13 protein-coding genes and 1 pseudogene are annotated in these 16,586 nt (G+C 69.8%); 11 read left to right on the top strand and 3 right to left on the bottom strand.

Translation table 11 applies throughout. The features are described from left to right. Window positions 1-13: 13 nt before the first annotated feature. The 11 genes from P1P70_RS01700 (at window position 14) to P1P70_RS01650 (ending at window position 13,537) form a co-directional block, all read left to right on the top strand. Complete coding sequence (locus tag P1P70_RS01700) at window positions 14-1,441, top strand: MFS transporter (RefSeq protein WP_413471403.1); 1,428 nt, start codon at window positions 14-16, stop codon at window positions 1,439-1,441. 93 nt (window positions 1,442-1,534) lie between these two features. Next, window positions 1,535-2,584, top strand: a complete 1,050-nt coding sequence (locus P1P70_RS01695; protein ID WP_319233946.1) for a beta-ketoacyl-ACP synthase III — start codon at window positions 1,535-1,537, stop codon at window positions 2,582-2,584. Then, window positions 2,581-2,820, top strand: coding sequence for an acyl carrier protein (locus tag P1P70_RS01690; RefSeq protein ID WP_319233945.1), 240 nt, complete (start codon window positions 2,581-2,583; stop codon window positions 2,818-2,820). Before P1P70_RS01695 ends, P1P70_RS01690 begins: the two co-directional genes overlap by 4 nt. Before the next feature lie 46 nt (window positions 2,821-2,866). Further along, on the top strand, window positions 2,867-3,757 hold the full coding sequence (locus tag P1P70_RS01685; protein WP_319234000.1) for a TauD/TfdA dioxygenase family protein: 891 nt from the start codon (window positions 2,867-2,869) through the stop codon (window positions 3,755-3,757). Continuing rightward, complete coding sequence (locus tag P1P70_RS01680; RefSeq protein ID WP_319233943.1) at window positions 3,754-4,251, top strand: FcoT family thioesterase; 498 nt, start codon at window positions 3,754-3,756, stop codon at window positions 4,249-4,251. Before P1P70_RS01685 ends, P1P70_RS01680 begins: the two co-directional genes overlap by 4 nt. A 27-nt stretch (window positions 4,252-4,278) precedes the next feature. Further along, a complete protein-coding gene (locus tag P1P70_RS01675) occupies window positions 4,279-5,835 on the top strand; it encodes a fatty acid--CoA ligase (protein WP_319233942.1) in 1,557 nt (518 codons plus the stop codon). 31 nt (window positions 5,836-5,866) lie between these two features. After that, window positions 5,867-6,124 (top strand): phosphopantetheine-binding protein, encoded by a 258-nt coding sequence (locus tag P1P70_RS01670; RefSeq protein ID WP_319233941.1) that lies wholly within the window; start codon window positions 5,867-5,869, stop codon window positions 6,122-6,124. Continuing rightward, window positions 6,111-10,484 carry an amino acid adenylation domain-containing protein gene (locus P1P70_RS01665; RefSeq protein ID WP_319233940.1) on the top strand — a complete coding sequence of 1,458 codons (4,374 nt, stop codon included), beginning with the start codon at window positions 6,111-6,113 and terminating at the stop codon, window positions 10,482-10,484. Before P1P70_RS01670 ends, P1P70_RS01665 begins: the two co-directional genes overlap by 14 nt. Window positions 10,485-10,575: 91 nt before the next feature. Next, entirely contained in the window at window positions 10,576-11,616 is a 1,041-nt protein-coding gene (locus P1P70_RS01660; RefSeq protein WP_319233939.1) for an ABC transporter substrate-binding protein, read from the top strand. Window positions 11,617-11,684: 68 nt separating this feature from the next. Continuing rightward, on the top strand, window positions 11,685-12,659 hold the full coding sequence (locus P1P70_RS01655; RefSeq protein WP_086799036.1) for a FecCD family ABC transporter permease: 975 nt from the start codon (window positions 11,685-11,687) through the stop codon (window positions 12,657-12,659). 35 nt (window positions 12,660-12,694) lie between these two features. Then, complete coding sequence (locus tag P1P70_RS01650) at window positions 12,695-13,537, top strand: ABC transporter ATP-binding protein (protein WP_319233936.1); 843 nt, start codon at window positions 12,695-12,697, stop codon at window positions 13,535-13,537. A gap of 183 nt (window positions 13,538-13,720) precedes the next feature. Here P1P70_RS01650 and P1P70_RS01645 read toward each other — a convergent pair whose 3' ends face one another. The 3 genes and pseudogenes from P1P70_RS01645 to P1P70_RS01635 form a co-directional block, all read right to left on the bottom strand. Continuing rightward, window positions 13,721-14,137 (bottom strand): hypothetical protein, encoded by a 417-nt coding sequence (locus P1P70_RS01645; protein ID WP_319233934.1) that lies wholly within the window; start codon window positions 14,135-14,137, stop codon window positions 13,721-13,723. Between the two features lie 168 nt (window positions 14,138-14,305). After that, a pseudogene (locus P1P70_RS01640) lies at window positions 14,306-14,572 on the bottom strand (FAD-dependent monooxygenase); the annotation flags it as partial. Between the two features lie 703 nt (window positions 14,573-15,275). Continuing rightward, entirely contained in the window at window positions 15,276-16,334 is a 1,059-nt protein-coding gene (locus tag P1P70_RS01635; protein WP_319233932.1) for a TerC family protein, read from the bottom strand. Window positions 16,335-16,586: the final 252 nt, after the last annotated feature.

The following is a 16,586-nucleotide window of genomic DNA, read 5'->3' as shown; positions in this document are numbered from 1 at the left end:
GGGGTGAACGACGATGTCCGTGAAGGAACCGGCAGAAGTTTCCGCTCGAAAGCCGTTCGGGCTTTCCCTGATTGTCCTGGCGATGGGGCAGCTCGTCATCTCGCTCGACTACAACATCGTGTACGTCGCGCTGCCCGACATCGGTGCCGGACTGGGGTTCTCCGACCACGATTTGCAGTGGGTGGTGAGCGCCTACGTCGTGGCCACCGGCGGTTTCCTGCTGCTGGGCGGCCGGGCCGCCGACCTGCTGGGCCGGCGCCGGATGTTCGTCCTGGCGGCGCTGTTGTACGCGGGGTCGTCCCTCGTGGGTGGCCTGTCCGAGTCACCCGGTGTGCTGGTCGCGGTCCGGGGCGTCCAGGGCATCGGCGGTTCCCTGCTGTTCCCGGCGACGCTGTCCCTGATCACCACCCTGTACGAGGAGGGGCCGGCCCGGAACCGTGCCCTCGCGGTGTGGGGCGCCGCGGGCGCCGGCGGGCTCTGCTTCGGGTCGCTGCTCGGCGGGGTCCTCGTGGGGGCGTTCGGCTGGCCCTCGGTGTTCTTCGTCAACGTGCCCGTCGCAGGTGCCCTCGCGGTGGCCGGATGGCTGCTCTTCCCGGCGGACGGGCCCTGGGACCGCTCGCGCCGTTTCGACGTGGCGGGCGCGCTGACCGCGACGGGTGGGATCACGCTTGTGGTGTTCCTGCTGGTCCAGGCCCCGGCGGTGGGGTGGACGACCCCGACGGCCCTCGTCAGCGCGGTGGCGGCCGTCGCACTGCTGACCCTGTTCGCCGTCGTCGAGCGGCGCTCGCGTGAACCGCTGGTCCCGGCAAGGCTGTTCGCGCACCGGGGCCTGCTCGCGACGATGGCGGTGACCGCACTGTTCAGCGCCACGTTCAGTTCGGTGCCGTACTTCCTCACCCTGTACTTCCAGACGGTCCACGCCTACAGCGCGGTCGCGACCGGCCTCGCGTTCCTCGTGCCCGCCGTGGTGGTCGCCGTCGGTACGCAGGCCGGTGCACGGGCCGTGGCCGCCTTCGGGGTGCGCCGGATGTTGGTGGGCGGCATGGGGCTGGGCGCCGCCGGAGCGGGGGCGCTCGGCGTGGCGCTCACCGCGGACGGCTCGTACGCCACGCTGCTGCCGGGGATCGTGCTGCTGGGCCTCGGCCAGGGCGCGGCGTGGACCGGGATGTGGATCGCCGCGTCCGCCGGGGTAGCTCCCGGCGACCAGGGCATCGCCTCCGGGATGGCGTCCACCACGTTGCAGGTGGGCGGCGCGGTGGGCCTCGCTCTTCTCGTCGCGGTCGCCGGCGGGGTCGGACAGAGCGCGTCCGGTCCCGGGCTCCTCGACGGCATCCGTACCGCCGTGTTCGTGATCGCGTCCGGAATCGCATGCGGGGCGCTCGCGCTGTTCACCTTCCGCAGGAACACCGCTTCCACCACCGCCCGAGCCGACGGTCCCTAGGCCCTCCGCTCAGGTTCCCCTTTTCCTCCGTCGCTTCGTCCCCTCCCGTGTCCGGGCTGCCCAGCCGCCCTCCGTCATGCCAGGAGAACCTCCATGTCCCGTCCCGCCGCCGGTCCTTCCGTCCCTCCGGCAGCCGTTCTGTGCGGACTGGCCGGCTGGGTGCCGTCCCGTGTGGTGACCAACGAGCACCTCGCTCGACGGCTCGACACCGACGACACGTGGATCCGCACACGGACCGGTATCCACACGCGGCACGTCATCGACGCCGGACAAGCCACGTCGGACCTGGCCGTCGAGGCCGGCCGCCGTGCCCTGGCCTCTGCGGGGACCGACGCCGTCGATGCCGTCGTCGTCGCCACGACGACTCCGGATCACCCCTGCCCCGCCACCGCGCCGGGCGTCGCCGCGCGCCTCGGGCTGGCGGGCGCGGCGGCCTTCGACATCGGCGCCGTCTGCACCGGGTTCGTGTACGGGCTCGCCTCGGCCGCCGGGCTGATCGCGGCCGAGGTCGCGAGACGGGTCCTGCTCATCGGGGCGGACACCTACTCCACGATCGTGGACCCCCTGGACCGGGCCAACGCGATCATCTTCGGCGACGGCGCCGGAGCGGTCGTCCTGCGCGCCGGGCACCCCGACGAGCCCGGGGCGGTCGGCCACTTCGACCTCGGCAGCGACGGCGCCCACGCGGACCTGATCACGGTCGCCGCCGGCGGCTCCCGCCAACGGTCCCAGCAGGGTGAACCGACCCGCGAGGAACGCCACTTCGCGATGCGCGGGAGGGAGGTGTACCGCCACGCGGTGACCCGGATGACCGAGTCGGCGCGCACCACCCTGTCCCGGGCCGGCTGGAAGATCGACGACGTCGACCACTTCGTACCCCACCAGGCCAATCTGCGGATCCTGCACTCGGTGGCCGACGACCTCGGGCTGCCGCGTGAACGCTGTGTGACCCAGGTCGAGTCCGTCGGAAACACAGGGGCCGCGTCGATCCCGCTCGCCCTCGCCGACCTGACCGTCAGGGGCGCGGTCCGCCCCGGTGACCGGCTGCTGCTCACTGCCTTCGGAGGCGGCCTCACCTGGGGCTCCTGCCTCCTGACTTGGCCCTCACTTCCCGTGACACCACAAGAACGGACGACGCCATGAGCACCACCTACGAGCAACTCGTCGGCATCCTCACGAGACTGCACGACGCCCCCGCCGACCGGATACGCCCCGAGGCGACCCTCGGCGCCCTGGACGTCGACTCCCTGACCACGGTCGAGATCAGCATCCGCGTCGAGCGCGACCTCGGCGTGAGCGTCGGAGACGACGAACTCGAACCCGACCTCACCCTCGGCGACATCGCCGGACTCATCGACGCCCGCCGGGCGACCGTCTGAATCCACGGAAGGAATCACTGTGATGGAGAGGGCAGGAACCACTTTCATGGAGATCAAGGAACAGCCCGGTGTCGCGATGGGCGTGACGGTCGAGGGTTTCGACCACACCACCGCCTCGGAGGCGGACATCGCCGCGCTCAAGCACACCGTCTACACGAGGAAGATCGCCGTCCTGAAGGGCCAGGACCTCTCCCCGGAGGAGTTCCTCGCCCTCGGCAAGCGACTGGGCCGCCCAGAGACCTACTACGAGCCGATGTACAAGCATCCGGAGGTTCCGGAGATATTCGTCTCCTCGAACGTGCCGGAGAACGGCAAGCAGATAGGCGTCCCCAAAACCGGCAAGTTCTGGCACGCCGACTACCAGTTCATGCCGGACCCCTTCGGGATCACCCTCATCTACCCCCAGGTCATTCCGGAGAAGAACCGCGGCACGTACTTCATCGACATGGGCCGGGCCTACGAGAAGCTGCCCGAGGAGCTGAAGAAGGACATCGCCGGAACGTACTGCAGGCACTCGGTGCGCAAGTACTTCAAGATCCGCCCGCACGACGTCTACCGCCCCCTCTCCGAGATCATCGAGGAGGTCGAGCGGAAGACCCCGGCCGTCGTGCAGCCGACCACCTTCACACACCCCATGACCGGCGAGACGGTCCTCTACCTCAGCGAGGGTTTCACCGTCGGCATCGAGGACGGGAACGGCGAGCCGCTCGACGAGGAGCTGCTGAAGCGGCTGTTCGGCGCGACCGGCCAGCTCGACGAGAGCTTCGAGCACGAGAACATCCACTTGCAGAGTTTCGAGAAGGGCGACCTGCTGGTCTGGGACAACCGCAGCCTCATCCACCGTGCCCGGCACACCACCACACCCGAGCCGACCGTCTCCCACCGCGTCACCGTGCACGACGAGCGCAAGCTGCACGACGGGATCACGGCGGCATGACGGACGAGTCCCTGCTCGACCGGGTACTACGGCCCTACAAGGCCCACTGCAAGTATCTGAAGTCGGCGGATGTCACCGAACGGGACGGACGCCTCACCGCCCGTTGCACCTTCTCGATACCCGAGTCGTGCTACATCGACGACACCGGGCATCTGAATTCCGTCGAAGTGAACATCTGTTACAACCAGATGATGTATTACCTCGTCGCCAGGTCGGTGCAGGACGGCCTGGGCACGGCCTTCGCGGGCTGGACGCCGGACGACTTCTGGAAGCGCCAGCTTCCGGACATTCTCATCGCCCGTTTCTCCTCCAGTTTCCGGCGCCCCGTCAACCCCCGTGACTTCTCCGGGGAAATGGAATTCCGGTCCGTCACCCGGCGTGCCCCGGCCGGCGGACTTCCGTTCCTGCACGCGGAGACCGCCTTCCGCTACTGGGACTCGGAGGCCGGCCGCTGTGGCGGCGAAGCGGTCCTCGCCATCGTCAACATCCCCTGACAACCAGTCGACCCCACCGAGGCACCCATGGACACGCTCCACCACTCCCAGCTCCGGACACTCGTCCAGACCACGCGCCTCCACGCGGAGCATCGGCCCACCACTGCGGCGGTTCTGTGCGAGGGCCGAACCCTGACGTACGAGCAGTTGCACCGCGAGAGCAACCGCATCGCCCACGCTCTGAAGGCCGCTGGACTCGTACCGGGCGACCGGGTCGCCTACCTCGGCAAGGAGGCCGAGCACTACTACGAGATCCTCTTCGGCTGCGCGAAGAGCGGCACGGTCCTCGTCCCCGTCAACTGGCGGCTGGCCGCACCAGAGGTCAGCCACATCCTCCAGGACTCCGGGACCCGACTGCTGTTCCTGGAGGACGAGTTCGCGCCGATCGTGGAGAGGATGCCGACCGCCCCGCCCGAGACGACCGTGGCGCTCGGCGAGGACTTCGCCACCTGGAAGGCAGCCCACCCCGACACCGAACCGCCGGACACAGCCACCCCGGACACCCCGGTCGCCCAGCTCTACACCAGTGGCACCACCGGGCTGCCCAAGGGCGTCGTGCTCGCCCACCGAAGCTTCTTCGCGATCCGGGACGCCCTGGCGAGCGAGGGGCTGGACTGGATCGACTGGCGGCCCGGCGACATCGCGCTGGTCGGCATCCCCGGCTTCCACATCGGCGGCCTGTGGTGGGCCACACAGAACTTCAACGCCGGCACCACCGTCGTCGCGATGCGCGCCTTCGCCGCCCGCCAGGCCGTCGACCTCATCCGTGACCTCGGCATCACCACCGCCTGCGTCGTGCCCGCGATGCTCCGCATGATGCTGAACGAACCCGGAGTCGACGCCAAGGACTTCACCACCCTGCGCAAAGCGGTGTATGGCGGCTCCCCGATCTCCGAGGCGCTGCTGGAGGAGAGCCTCGCCGTCCTCGACTGCGAGTTCGCCCAGATCTACGGCCTCACCGAGACCGGCAACACCGCTGTGTGCCTGCCACCCGCCGCGCACGTCCCCGGCGGCACGCTCATGCAGGCCGCCGGGCGACCCTATCCGGGCGTGCGCGCCAAGGTGATCGACGGCGGGGGTCGCGAACTGCCGCCGGGCGCCGTGGGAGAGGTGTGCCTGGCCACGCCCGCGCACATGGTCGAGTACTGGGGGCTGCCCGACAAGACCGCCGAGACCCTGGTCGACGGATGGATCCACACCGGGGACGCCGGACACCTCGACGAGGACGGCTACATCTTCATCCGCGACCGGATCAAGGACGCCATCCTCGTGGCAGGTGAGAACGTCTACCCGGCCGAGATCGAGAACGTACTGGAAGGCCATCCAGGGGTCGCCGAGGCCGTGGTCGTCGGCGCCCCCGACGAACGGTGGGGCGAGTACGTGCACGCCTTCGTCGTCCCGGCCCTCGAACAGCCGCCCACCCCACGGGACCTGCACACCTTCCTCGTCCCGCAGCTCGCGAGCTTCAAGCTCCCCGCCCGCTACGAGTTCATCGACAGCGTCCCCCGCAACCCCAGCGGCAAGATCCTCCGCCGCGAACTGCGCGACCGCTTCTGGAGCGACGCCGCCCGCAAGGTCAACTGACGTCCCCACCAGGCCCTATGGAGAGAACGCCATGCCTGCTCCCCTCACGCCGGAGGGCTTCCGCACCGACCTCGCGGAGTTCCTGTACCTGGAGCCCGACGAGGTCGACCTCGAAGGGAACCCCCTCTACGCCGGACTGGACTCCCTGCGCATCGTCACGCTCATCGAACGGTGGCGGGAGACCGGCGTCGACGTGAGCTTCGTCGAACTCGCCGAGCGCACCTCGTTCGCCCAGTGGTGGGAGCTGCTCTCGACACGTCAAGGGGGAGGGGACCATGCCGACGCGTGAACGCCGTGCGCTGCTGGCCGCCCAGGAAGGCATCTGGACCGGCCAGCAGTTGGACGTGGACAGCCCGGCGTACAACACGGCCGAGTACGTGCACATCCACGGCTCCGTCGACCCGGCGGTCTTCGAGGACGTCCTGCACCGCGTGGTCGCGGAGACCGAGGCCCTGAACGTCACCTTCATGGCCGACGAGGTGGGGCGACCTGCGCAGGTGACCACGGAGGCCGCGGGCTGGCGACTGCACACAGCCGACCTCACCTCCGAGCACGATCCGCACGCGGCGGCCCTGGCCTGGATGGACCAGGACATGGCCCGCCCCGTCGACCTCACCCGCGACCTTGTCTTCGGCCACGCCCTGCTGCGCGTCACGCCGGAGGAGTACCTCTGGTACCACCGCGTCCATCACATCGCGCTCGACGGATTCGGGCTCGCGCTGGTCGCCCGCCGGGTCGCCGAGGTCTACACCGCCCTGATGGCCGGTGAACCGGTGGAGGACAGTGGCTTCGGCACCCTGGAGTCGGTCAGGGACGAGGAGCACACCTACCGGGCCTCCCCGCGCTTCGCCAAGGACCGTGCCTACTGGGCGGAGCGGTACGCCGACCGGCCGCCCGTCGCCTCGCCCGCCGGCCGGACCGCCCTGCCCGCCCGCACCTTCCACCGCCGGGTCGTCGATCTGGACGCGGCCCGGACACAGGAGCTGCGTGCCGTCGCCCGCGACCTCAAGGTCACCTGGTCCGAGGTGCTGCTCGCCGTGACGGCGGCCCATCTGCACCACGTCACCGGTGCCCCGGAGATCGTCCTCAGCCTCCCGGCGATGGGGCGCCTCGGCTCCGTCTCGCTCCGGGTCCCGTGCATGGTCCGCAACATCCTGCCCCTGCGCGTCCCCATCACCGCGGCGGACAGCCTCCGTGACCTCGTGCCCCGGATCACCCGCGAACTGCGCGCCGGACTGCCCCATCAGCGCTACCGCTACGAGCAACTGCGGCGCGATCTCAGACTCGTCGGCGGACAACGCCGGTTGTCCGGCCCCGGCGTCAACATCATGCCGTTCGAGTACGACCTGCGCTTCGCCGGCCACCGCAGCACCGTCCACAACGTCTCCGCCGGTCCGGTCGACGACCTCTCCGTCAACGTCTACGACCGCTCCGAGGGGGCCGGCCTGCGCATCGCCGTGGACGCCAACCCGGACCTCTACACCGAGGCGGAGGTCACTGCTTTCCAGGAGGGGCTGCTCTCCCTGCTCGCGACGGCCGTCGCGGAGCCGGATCGTGTGCTCGGTCAGCGCTTCGGCGGCGAGAGGGCCCCCGTACCCGTACCCGCCCCCGTCGCCGTGCTGGACGGAGGGCCGCTGCCGGGCCCGGCCCGTCCCGTCCTGGAGCTGATCGCCGACCACGCCGCCCGGCGCGGCGCAGCCATCGCGGTCGAACACGACGGGCGCCGTGTCACGTACGCGGAGTTGTTCGGGGCAGCACATGAGGTCGCCCGACGCCTGTCCGCCCGGAGGGTCGGCCGGGGCGACCTGGTCGCCGTCGCCCTGCCACGCGGCATCGACGCGGTCACCGCCGTCCTCGGCATCCTGCTCTCCGGCGCCGCCTACGCCCCGCTCGACCTGACAGCACCCCAGGAGCGGACGGCGGAACTCCTGGACGACGCCCGGCCCGCCCTCATCCTCACAACCCGGGCACACACCGGCGCTTTCGGAGGCCGAGCCGTACTCCTGCTGGACGAGCCGGGCTCCGGGCCCGCTCCGGCGCCCCGAGCCGCTCGCCCGACGGCACCCCTGCCGGAGGACCTCGCCTATGTGCTCCACACCTCCGGCTCGACCGGGCGCCCCAAGGGCGTGGAGATCGGCCACCGTGCCCTCGCCCACTTCGTGGCCGGTGCCGCCCATCGCTACGGCCCCCACCAGGCGGACCGCGTCCTGCAGTTCGCCCCGCCGCACTTCGACACCAGCGTCGAGGAGATCTTCCTGACCCTGTGCGCGGGCGCCACCCTCGTCGTCCGCGGCGAGGACATGACCGACTCGGTCCCCGCCTTCCTGGACGCCTGCGCCCGGCTGCGCATCAGCTTCCTCGACCTGCCCACGGCCTACTGGCACGAACTCGCGTACGCCGTCGGGACCGGTACCGCCGCGCTGCCCGCCGACGTACGCACCGTCGTCATCGGCGGCGAGGCGGCGCTGCCCGAGCGCGTCGACCGCTGGCGCAAGGCAGTCGGCACCTCGGTACGGCTGCTCAACACCTACGGCCCGACCGAGGCCACCGTCGTCGCCACCGTCGCCGACCTGCATGACCCGGCACTCGTCCCCGGCGACGTCCCGATCGGGCTGCCGCTTCCGGGCACCCATGCGGCGGTCGTCGACGGTGAACTCCATCTCCTGGGCGACAACCTGGCCGACGGCTACCGGGGAGAACACGCGGATGCCGTCCGCTTCGCCGCGCTCGACGCCCTGCCCGGAGGACCGCGCTCCTACCGGACCGGCGACCTGGTCCGGGTCGGTGACGACGGGCAGTTGCGCTACGTCGGCCGGTCCGACACCGAGTTCAAGATCAGCGGACATCGGGTGCACCCCGCCGAGGTGGAGAGCACCCTCGTCGCCCACCTCGAAGTGCGTGACGCCGCGGTCGTGGGCCAGATACTCGACGACGGGACGCGCCGCCTGGCCGCGTACGTCGTACCGGGCGGGCCCGTGCCGGATGGCCCCGCCGAGGCGGCCGCACTGGCACGGGACCTCCGCCACCATCTGCGGGCGACACTGCCCGCCGCGGTGATCCCGTCGGCCGTCGAGTTCGTGGACCGCCTGCCCAGGACGAGTTCGGGGAAGATCGACAGGCGCGCTCTGCCCGCCCTGGGCGAGCGGCGCCACGCGGAGGCCGACGGCACCCTGGAGCGGACCATCGCCGACGTCTGGCAGCAGATGCTCGGGGTGAGGGCCGTTGCCGTGCGGGACGACGTGTTCGAGCTGGGGGCCCAGTCCCTCCAGGCCATCCAGGTGGCCAACCGCCTCGGCGTCGAACTGCGCCGGGAGGTGAAGGTGGCCTGGCTCTTCCAACACCCGACGCCCGCGGGGTTGGCCAGTTTCCTGGACCGGCGGGCGATACCGGCCGCCACCCACCCTTCCGAGAACGTGCCCACTCCCCACTCCGAGCCGGTCCCGGAGACCACGGGCGCTCTTGAGGCCCTACTCGCAGACGCCGTTCTCGACCCAGACATCCGGCCCGGCAGCCGTCCCCGCCCGGTCGGCGCACCGGACAAAATCCTGCTTACCGGTGCCACCGGCTTCGTCGGCGCACACCTGCTGGCGGAACTGCTCACGAGCACCGAGGCGGAGATCGTCTGTCTGGTTCGTGCTTCGAGCCCGGCCGAGGCCACCGACCGTGCCCACCGGGCATTGGCGAACCACCGGCTGAGCTTCCCGGACTCAATGCGTGAACGCATCACGGCGATCCCCGCCGACATGGCCCGTCCTCGACTCGCTCTGGACGAGGAGACGTTCACCGAACTCGCCCGTACCTGCGGGGCGATCTTCCACAACGCGGCGACCGTCAGCATCATGCGCGAGTACGCCACTCTTCGCGCCGCCAACACCGAGTCCACCAGGACCCTGTTGCGCATGGCGGCCGAACGGTCGACGCCCCTGCACTTCGTGTCGACCCTGTCTGTCGCTCCACCCCTCGCCCTGCGCTCCGAGGTACCGGAGGCGTTCCTCGCACCCCACCCCGGACTGCGATACGGCTACCAGCAGTCGAAGTGGGCGGCCGAGCACCTGCTGGAGCAGGCCGCCGAACGGGGCCTGCCGGTCACCGTGCACCGGCTCGGCCGGATCGTCGGGCCGGCCGCGACCGGATACGTCAACGAGCGGGACTTCCTGTGGAGCGTGCTGCGGGCCGGGGTCCCCGCCGGAATCGTCCCCGACCTGTTCGAGGAAGAGACCTGGACGCCGGTCGACCATGCCGCGAAGGCCCTCGTACACCTGAGCCTCGGCCGGCGTCCGACGGGCGCGACCGTCTTCAACCACGCGGCTACCTCGCCGGTGCGGTTGAGCGACGTGTACGACTGGCTGGGGCAGTACGGCTACCGGCTGCGGCGGATGCCGCTGGCCCAGTGGCGCGCCGACCTTCCCACCGTGTCCGGTGTCGCGGCCACCACGCTCGCGTTCTTCGACTCCTGGGACACGACCGATCCCTCAGCGAAGCCCGATGCTCCCGGCCCCGAACTGCGGCTGGGCCGGGTCCGCGCCGACAACGTCGTGAACGGCCTGCGTGAGGGCGGCATCAGCTGCCCGTCCGTGGACCGGGACCTCGTCTTCCGCTACCTGGACCACTGTCTCGAAGTCGGCCACCTCCCGCCGCCCACAAAGTAGTTGGACCTTGTCGGGAACTCACGGGCAGCTCCGCCCGACTACTGCAGCAGAACCCGTCAGCCAGCCGCACACCTCGCACCAAGGAGCCCGCATGCCGAAGATACGGCCGGTCGCCGTCGCCCTGGCCGGCGCCCTCTGCCTGGTCACCTCGGCATGCGCGGACTCGACCGAGAAGACCGCCGCGAGCGGCGACAAGGCCTCCGCCGAGAACGCGAAGGCGGGCTATCCGGTGACCCTGGAGAACTGCGGGGTGGAAGAGAAGTTCACCAAGGCACCCAGCCGCGTCGTCGTGATGAACGGTGCCTCGGTCGCCGAGGTCTCCACGCTGCTGGCCCTCGGAGTCGAGGACACCGTCGTCGCCAACCAGCAGACCTATGGGATGTCCGAGGTCCAGGGTCGGGCGGAGGCCATCAAGAAGCTGCCCACCGGCGACGTGAAGCTCAACGACGCCTACGACATCCCGCGCGAGGCGATGATCGGGCTGCGCCCCGACCTGGTGCTGTCCACGACCTCGTACGGCTTCGACGAGAAGAACGGCTTCGCCACCCGCGAGCAGCTGGGGGACGTCGGCGCCAACTCGTACGTCTCACCGCAGGGCTGCGACCAGGACACCTCGAAGATGACCGTCGCCGACAGCTACACACTGCTGCGCGACGTGGGCCGCATCTTCGGCAAGAGCGACCAGGCCGAGAAGCTCATCACCGCATCGGAGAAGAAGATCGCCGATGTGGCCGCGAAGGTGAAGGGCGAGAAGCAGCCCAAGGTCATGGTCCTGTTCTCCAACATGGCCATGGGCGGCAACGACTTCAGCTCGGTCGTCGCCAAGGGCATCTACAACGACATCCTCGCCAAGGCCGGCGGCTCCAACGCCTTCGAGAACGCCTCGAAGACGTCCTTCGCCGACCTGAGCAAGGAGAAGGTGGCCGCCACCGCCGTCGACGCCCTCGTCGTCATCGGCTACAACGACCCGAACCCGGCGGCCTACGCCCAGAAACTGCTGAAGGAGTTCCCCCAGTGGCCGGCCGCGAAGAACAAGAAGTACGTGGCACTGTCGGACTCGATGTACCTCGGCCCGAGCAACGACCTGGCCGTGGAGAAGATCGCGGAGATGCTGCACCCGGACAAGGTCTGACATTCGGACTCGGCGGGCTGCGGCTGCCCTTGGCAGTCCTCGGCCTGCTGGGCCTACTCGTCGCCGTCATGGTGGTGGCGGTGAGCATCGGCGCGGTCAACATCCCGGTGGCCGACGTGTGGACGGTCCTCCTGCACCACGTCACCGGGCAGGGCGCCACCGACGACCCCGCGCTGGACCAGATCGTGTGGACGTTCCGCGCACCCCGCGTCGCCCTCGCCGCCCTCGTCGGCGCGGGCCTGGCGGTCACCGGCGCGGTCCTGCAGACCCTGGTCGCCAACCCCCTCGCCGACCCCATCGTCCTCGGTTTCTCCTACGGCGCCTCCCTCGGCGCCGTCCTGGTCATCACCCTCGGCGGCGCCGCGCTCGCGGGCCTCGGCGGCCTGGGCGTGTCGGGCGCGGCCTTCATCGGCGCGCTGACGGCCGGTCTCCTGGCCTTCGCCCTGGGACAGCGGCGCGGCCGACTGGCCCCGACCCGACTGGTCCTGGCCGGAGTCATCGTCGGCTATGTCTTCCTCTCCCTGACCAGCTTCGTCCAGCTGATGGCGACACCCACCGAGCTGCGGACCGTGATGTTCTGGATGCTCGGCAGCGTCGCGGGCGCCCAGTGGGACCAACTGCCGACCGTGGCGGTCGTCGTCCTGACGAGCACCGTGGTGCTGACGCTGTTCGGACGCAGGCTCAACGCCCTGCTGGCCGGCGACGAGTCCGCCACCGCGCTGGGCGTGGACGTCAACCGGCTGCGCGCCGTCCTGCTGGTCATCAGCGCGCTGCTCACGGGCACCGTCATCGCCGTCGCGGGCGGTATCGGTTTCGTCGGCCTGATGATCCCCCACCTGGTCCGCCTCACCGTGGGCGCCGACCACCGCAGACTGCTGCCGCTGACCGCACTGCTGGGCGCCATCTACCTGGTTGTCGTGGACCTGCTCTCCCGCACCCTCAACCGCCCCAACGAACTGCCGCTGGGCATCCTCACCGTCCTGCTCGGCGCCCCGTTCTTCCTGTGGCTGCTGCGCCGGAACAAGGGCCTGGACACCGTATGAAAAGGGGACCGTTTGAACAGGGGCCTGGACACCATATGAAACTGACCGTCGACCAGCTCCACGTCACCCTGGACCGCAAGCCGATCCTGCGCGATGTGTGCCTGGAGTCCGCCAAGGGCGACATCGTCGGCCTCGTGGGCCCCAACGGCAGCGGCAAGTCCACCCTCCTCCGCACGGTCTACCGCTCCCTGCGCCCTGCCCAGGGAGTGGTCCGGGTGGGCGGCGACGACGTGTGGGAACTGCCCACCCGCACCGCCGCCCGCCGCACCGCCGCCGTCCTCCAGGACTCCGGCACCACCAGCGGCCTGACGGTCACCGAGATCGTCGCCCTGGGCCGCACCCCCCACCACGGCCTGATGGGGCGCGACGGCGCCGAGGACCACGAGGCAGTCGCCGAGGCCGTCGCCCGCTGCGGCGTCACCCCCTTCGCGGACCGGGACTACGCCACCCTCTCCGGCGGAGAACGCCAACGCGTCCTCCTGGCCCGCGCCCTCGCCCAACGGCCCGAACTCCTCGTCCTGGACGAACTCACCAACCACCTCGACATCCGCGCCCGGTTCGAACTCCTTGACCTGATCCGCAGCACAGGCATCACCACCCTGGCCGTCCTGCACGACCTCGACCTGGCCGCCCGGCTCTGCGATCACGTGGTGGTGCTGTACGAGGGCGAGGTGGTGGCGGCCGGACCCGTCCTGGAGGTCCTGACCCCGGCCCTCCTTCGCGAGGTCTTCGGCGTACGAGGGCACACGGAACGGCATGCCGACGGCGTCGTCCGCATCACGTACGCCGCCAGCCCGCTCGCCACCGACCGGGACACCGAGTGCACGGACAGGGAAGCCGAGTTCATGGACCGGAAGGCCGAGCCCGCGGACCGGTGACCTGCCGCCACCGGTCCTGCGGAGCACCTGTGCCGCGGGCTACCTGTGTTGCGGAGCCTCGTACTGGATGCCGTGCCGCGTCTGTTCGCTCGCTTTGGCCGAGTCGAGTCGGCCGACCAGGTGCCACGCCATGTCGATGCCGGCCGACACACCGGCGGAGGTGACGACGTCACCGTCGTCGACTTATCGCACGCCCTCGCGTACGTCGACCGAACCATCGATCTTCGCCAGCTTGTAGGTAGTCCCGGACAAGAGGTCGACGGCGGCCCGCGACGTCAGCCGGTAGGAGCTGTACCGTCCTTGCCTGCTGCCCTCCAGCACCCCACGGCGCATCAGCCTGCTGATCGTCCTACGGGCGGCACCCGCGGTCACGTGGAACTCACCGAGCAATGCCACGATCGCCGCCGACGGCAACCACGCCCGAACGGGGAACGTGTAGTCGGCGATCAATGTCACCGTGAGTCCCTGCGGCGAGACGTTGCTCTGCCAGCCGGGCGATCGCACGGGGCCGACGGCGCCGTCACCCTCGTCGGAGAAGATCTCCTCGAGGTGGGACAGGTTCGGCAAGGTCGGCTCCGGCGCGGTGGACAGGTTCTGCATCACTGTAACGGTTGTGAAATCGCCGGGTGCAGCTCCGCCGCGATCGCTTTACCAGGCCGGATCTTCTCGCGCAGACGAAGGAGCCCCGGCAGCCTCCACTTCGTCGTAGTGAGGAGTCGACACGAAGAGCGACGGACTGTTCGTGCACGTCACTCGCCAGTACACCGGTAGCGACTTGGCCGCGCCCTGGGCGAGCGTGGGGGGATAGACATGGGCCGCGTCACCGGTCAGGACGACCCTGTCGCGGTGCCAGGAGCCCTCGACGAGCAGCCGGTCGAACCAGGTGCAGTTGACCTCGGCGGGGTCGGTGATGCTCGCGGCGGTCTCCGGCCACGCACCCCCAAAGGGCGCGGCCGGCCGCCGCATCTCGTCCGCGTACGTGGCCCGGTCGATGGAGGCGCGTTCGCGGTTGGCCTCGACGAGGTAGGCGTAGATGACTCCCGTACCGCAGCGTCATCGGCGGCTTGGGGTTCTGGAGCACTCACCGTGTCCCCCCGATGTCGACCACCCAGAGCCCGCGCCCGGCCGCACCATACTGACGGAACAGCAACCCCTCAGCCGAGCACCGGCTCCAGGACAGCCCTTCGATGCCGTGGTTCGTCCATCCGCCATGCAATCGGGGCCGCAGCGCGCCGCTCAGATCGATGAGCGAGTCGACCAGGGGTAGCGAGAGGCCGCTCTCGCGGACTGGAGAGCTCGACAAGTTGGAAGACCCTGCGGTTGGCGATCGTCGCGCGGGGTTCGGCGCGCGTCGCGGATCGATCCAGCCTGGGTCGATGGGGCATCCCGAGTGCTATGGCCTAGCTTCGACGCCCCTTGAGCTCTGCTTCCCTTGCACGTACTTCGGGCAGTCCGGGTTGTGGCATGGGCCTGCCTGCCACAGGGGTACGACGACTCCCATCGTCTTGTGTCGCGTGACCTCCGCGCTCACGGGGTGGTGACAGGCGGGGCACAGGTGTCCGGCCTGCGGTGCCGTCTTACGCTCGTCGCTGCACATATTTCCAGAATAGTCGCATTTGCAATGAAATGGTAAATATTTTGCCAAGGGGTGGAGAAGTAGTGAAGGCGAGGGGCCGTCGCCGACCTCGCCGGTGGTGGAGAGTCGCGTGAGGCGGCTGGGGAGGAAGGGCACGGCAGGTCAGCTGCCTTGTGGCGGGTCGCCCGTATCCCGCGGCTCCTCTGCTGGGGGTTCCCCGTCCTCGGAGTCCGGGGCGTCGTCGCCGTGCTTTGCCTGTGTGGCTGAGGGTGCGCCTTGCGCGGAGGCCGGGCGAGGGTGCCGGATGCTCAGTGCGACGGACGCAGCCAGAACCGTGACGATGACCGCCAGGCTGACGGGTGACGGGATCTCCGGGACGCTGGTGCTGAACAGCTTGTGGGACGCCTGCAGGATCAGTTTCACGCCGATGAAGGACAGGATCAGCGCGAGGCCCTTGCTGAGGTAGTGGAAGCGGTCCAGCAGTCCGGCGAGCAGGAAGTACAGGGCGCGCAGGCCCAGGATGGCGAACGCGTTGCTGGTGTAGACGATGAAGGCTTCGTCGCTGACCGCGAGCACGGCCGGCACACTGTCCACGGCGAAGACCAGGTCGGCCGCCTCGATCGCGGCGACCACCGCGAGGAGCGGGGTGGCGACCCGTTTACCGGCCTCCCGCACGAAGAACTTCATCCCGGCGTACTCGTCCCGGACCGGCATGACCTTGCGCAGCAGCCGCACGGCGATGCTCCTGCCCGGGTCGAAGCTGTCCTCTTCCTCCTTCAGGATCTTGTAGGTGCTGTAGAAGAGGATGGCGGCGAAGGCGAACAGCACTGCGGTGAACCGGCTGACCACGGCCACCCCGGCAGCCAGGAAAACGCCTCGGAACACCAGCGCCCCCATGACGCCGTAGAACAGCACGCGGTGCTGGTAGGCGCGCGGCACCTTGAAGTAGGCGAAGATCAGCGCGAAGACGAACAGGTTGTCGACCGACAGGCTTTTCTCCAGCAGCCACGCGGTGGTGTACTCCACCCCGGGTGTCGTGCCCAGTACCAGGAAGACGACCGCGCCGAAGACGAGGGCGAGACCGACCCACACCCCGCTCCAGGCCGCGGCTTCCTTGAACCCGATGACATGGGCTTCCCGGTGCGCCAGCAGGTCCACGGCCAGCGACACGATCACGGTGACGGCGAACGCCGCCCACAGCCACAACGGCACATCGAGCACGAAAGAGCCTCTCAGGGGCAGAGTGAATGCCTGCCTAGGGAAAAGTCTGGCCCAGTAGCCTGCGCTTGTCGCCCGCACCCAGCCGTGGACACATAGACGGAGACCTCGCCGGAGGCGCCGCCGGCGACGATGAGCCGACCCGCGCGGTCGGTCTCCGTACCTGCGGCCGACGTCCGTCCGTCCTTGCCTCCCGGCAGGAACGCCTGGGTCGCACTGCGGTGGATGTCGCCGTGGTGGATCTTTGTGAGGGGG

Source organism: Streptomyces sp. MB09-02B (genome assembly GCF_033794485.1).
Lineage (GTDB): Bacteria > Actinomycetota > Actinomycetes > Streptomycetales > Streptomycetaceae > Streptomyces.
The sequence above is the reverse complement of the archived record's forward strand: the minus strand, read 5'-3'. Positions and strand labels throughout refer to the sequence as shown.

Bases quoted from the DNA above. Each gene is read 5' to 3' on its own strand.
- P1P70_RS01700 (WP_413471403.1), top strand. From the start codon at position 14: ATGTCCGTGAAGGAACCGGCAGAAGTTTCCGCTCGAAAGCCGTTCGGG.
- P1P70_RS01695 (WP_319233946.1), top strand. From the start codon at position 1,535: ATGTCCCGTCCCGCCGCCGGTCCTTCCGTCCCTCCGGCAGCCGTTCTG.
- P1P70_RS01690 (WP_319233945.1), top strand. From the start codon at position 2,581: ATGAGCACCACCTACGAGCAACTCGTCGGCATCCTCACGAGACTGCAC.
- P1P70_RS01685 (WP_319234000.1), top strand. From the start codon at position 2,867: ATGGAGATCAAGGAACAGCCCGGTGTCGCGATGGGCGTGACGGTCGAG.
- P1P70_RS01680 (WP_319233943.1), top strand. From the start codon at position 3,754: ATGACGGACGAGTCCCTGCTCGACCGGGTACTACGGCCCTACAAGGCC.
- P1P70_RS01675 (WP_319233942.1), top strand. From the start codon at position 4,279: ATGGACACGCTCCACCACTCCCAGCTCCGGACACTCGTCCAGACCACG.
- P1P70_RS01670 (WP_319233941.1), top strand. From the start codon at position 5,867: ATGCCTGCTCCCCTCACGCCGGAGGGCTTCCGCACCGACCTCGCGGAG.
- P1P70_RS01665 (WP_319233940.1), top strand. From the start codon at position 6,111: ATGCCGACGCGTGAACGCCGTGCGCTGCTGGCCGCCCAGGAAGGCATC.
- P1P70_RS01660 (WP_319233939.1), top strand. From the start codon at position 10,576: ATGCCGAAGATACGGCCGGTCGCCGTCGCCCTGGCCGGCGCCCTCTGC.
- P1P70_RS01655 (WP_086799036.1), top strand. From the start codon at position 11,685: ATGGTGGTGGCGGTGAGCATCGGCGCGGTCAACATCCCGGTGGCCGAC.
- P1P70_RS01650 (WP_319233936.1), top strand. From the start codon at position 12,695: ATGAAACTGACCGTCGACCAGCTCCACGTCACCCTGGACCGCAAGCCG.
- P1P70_RS01645 (WP_319233934.1), bottom strand. From the start codon at position 14,137: ATGCAGAACCTGTCCACCGCGCCGGAGCCGACCTTGCCGAACCTGTCC.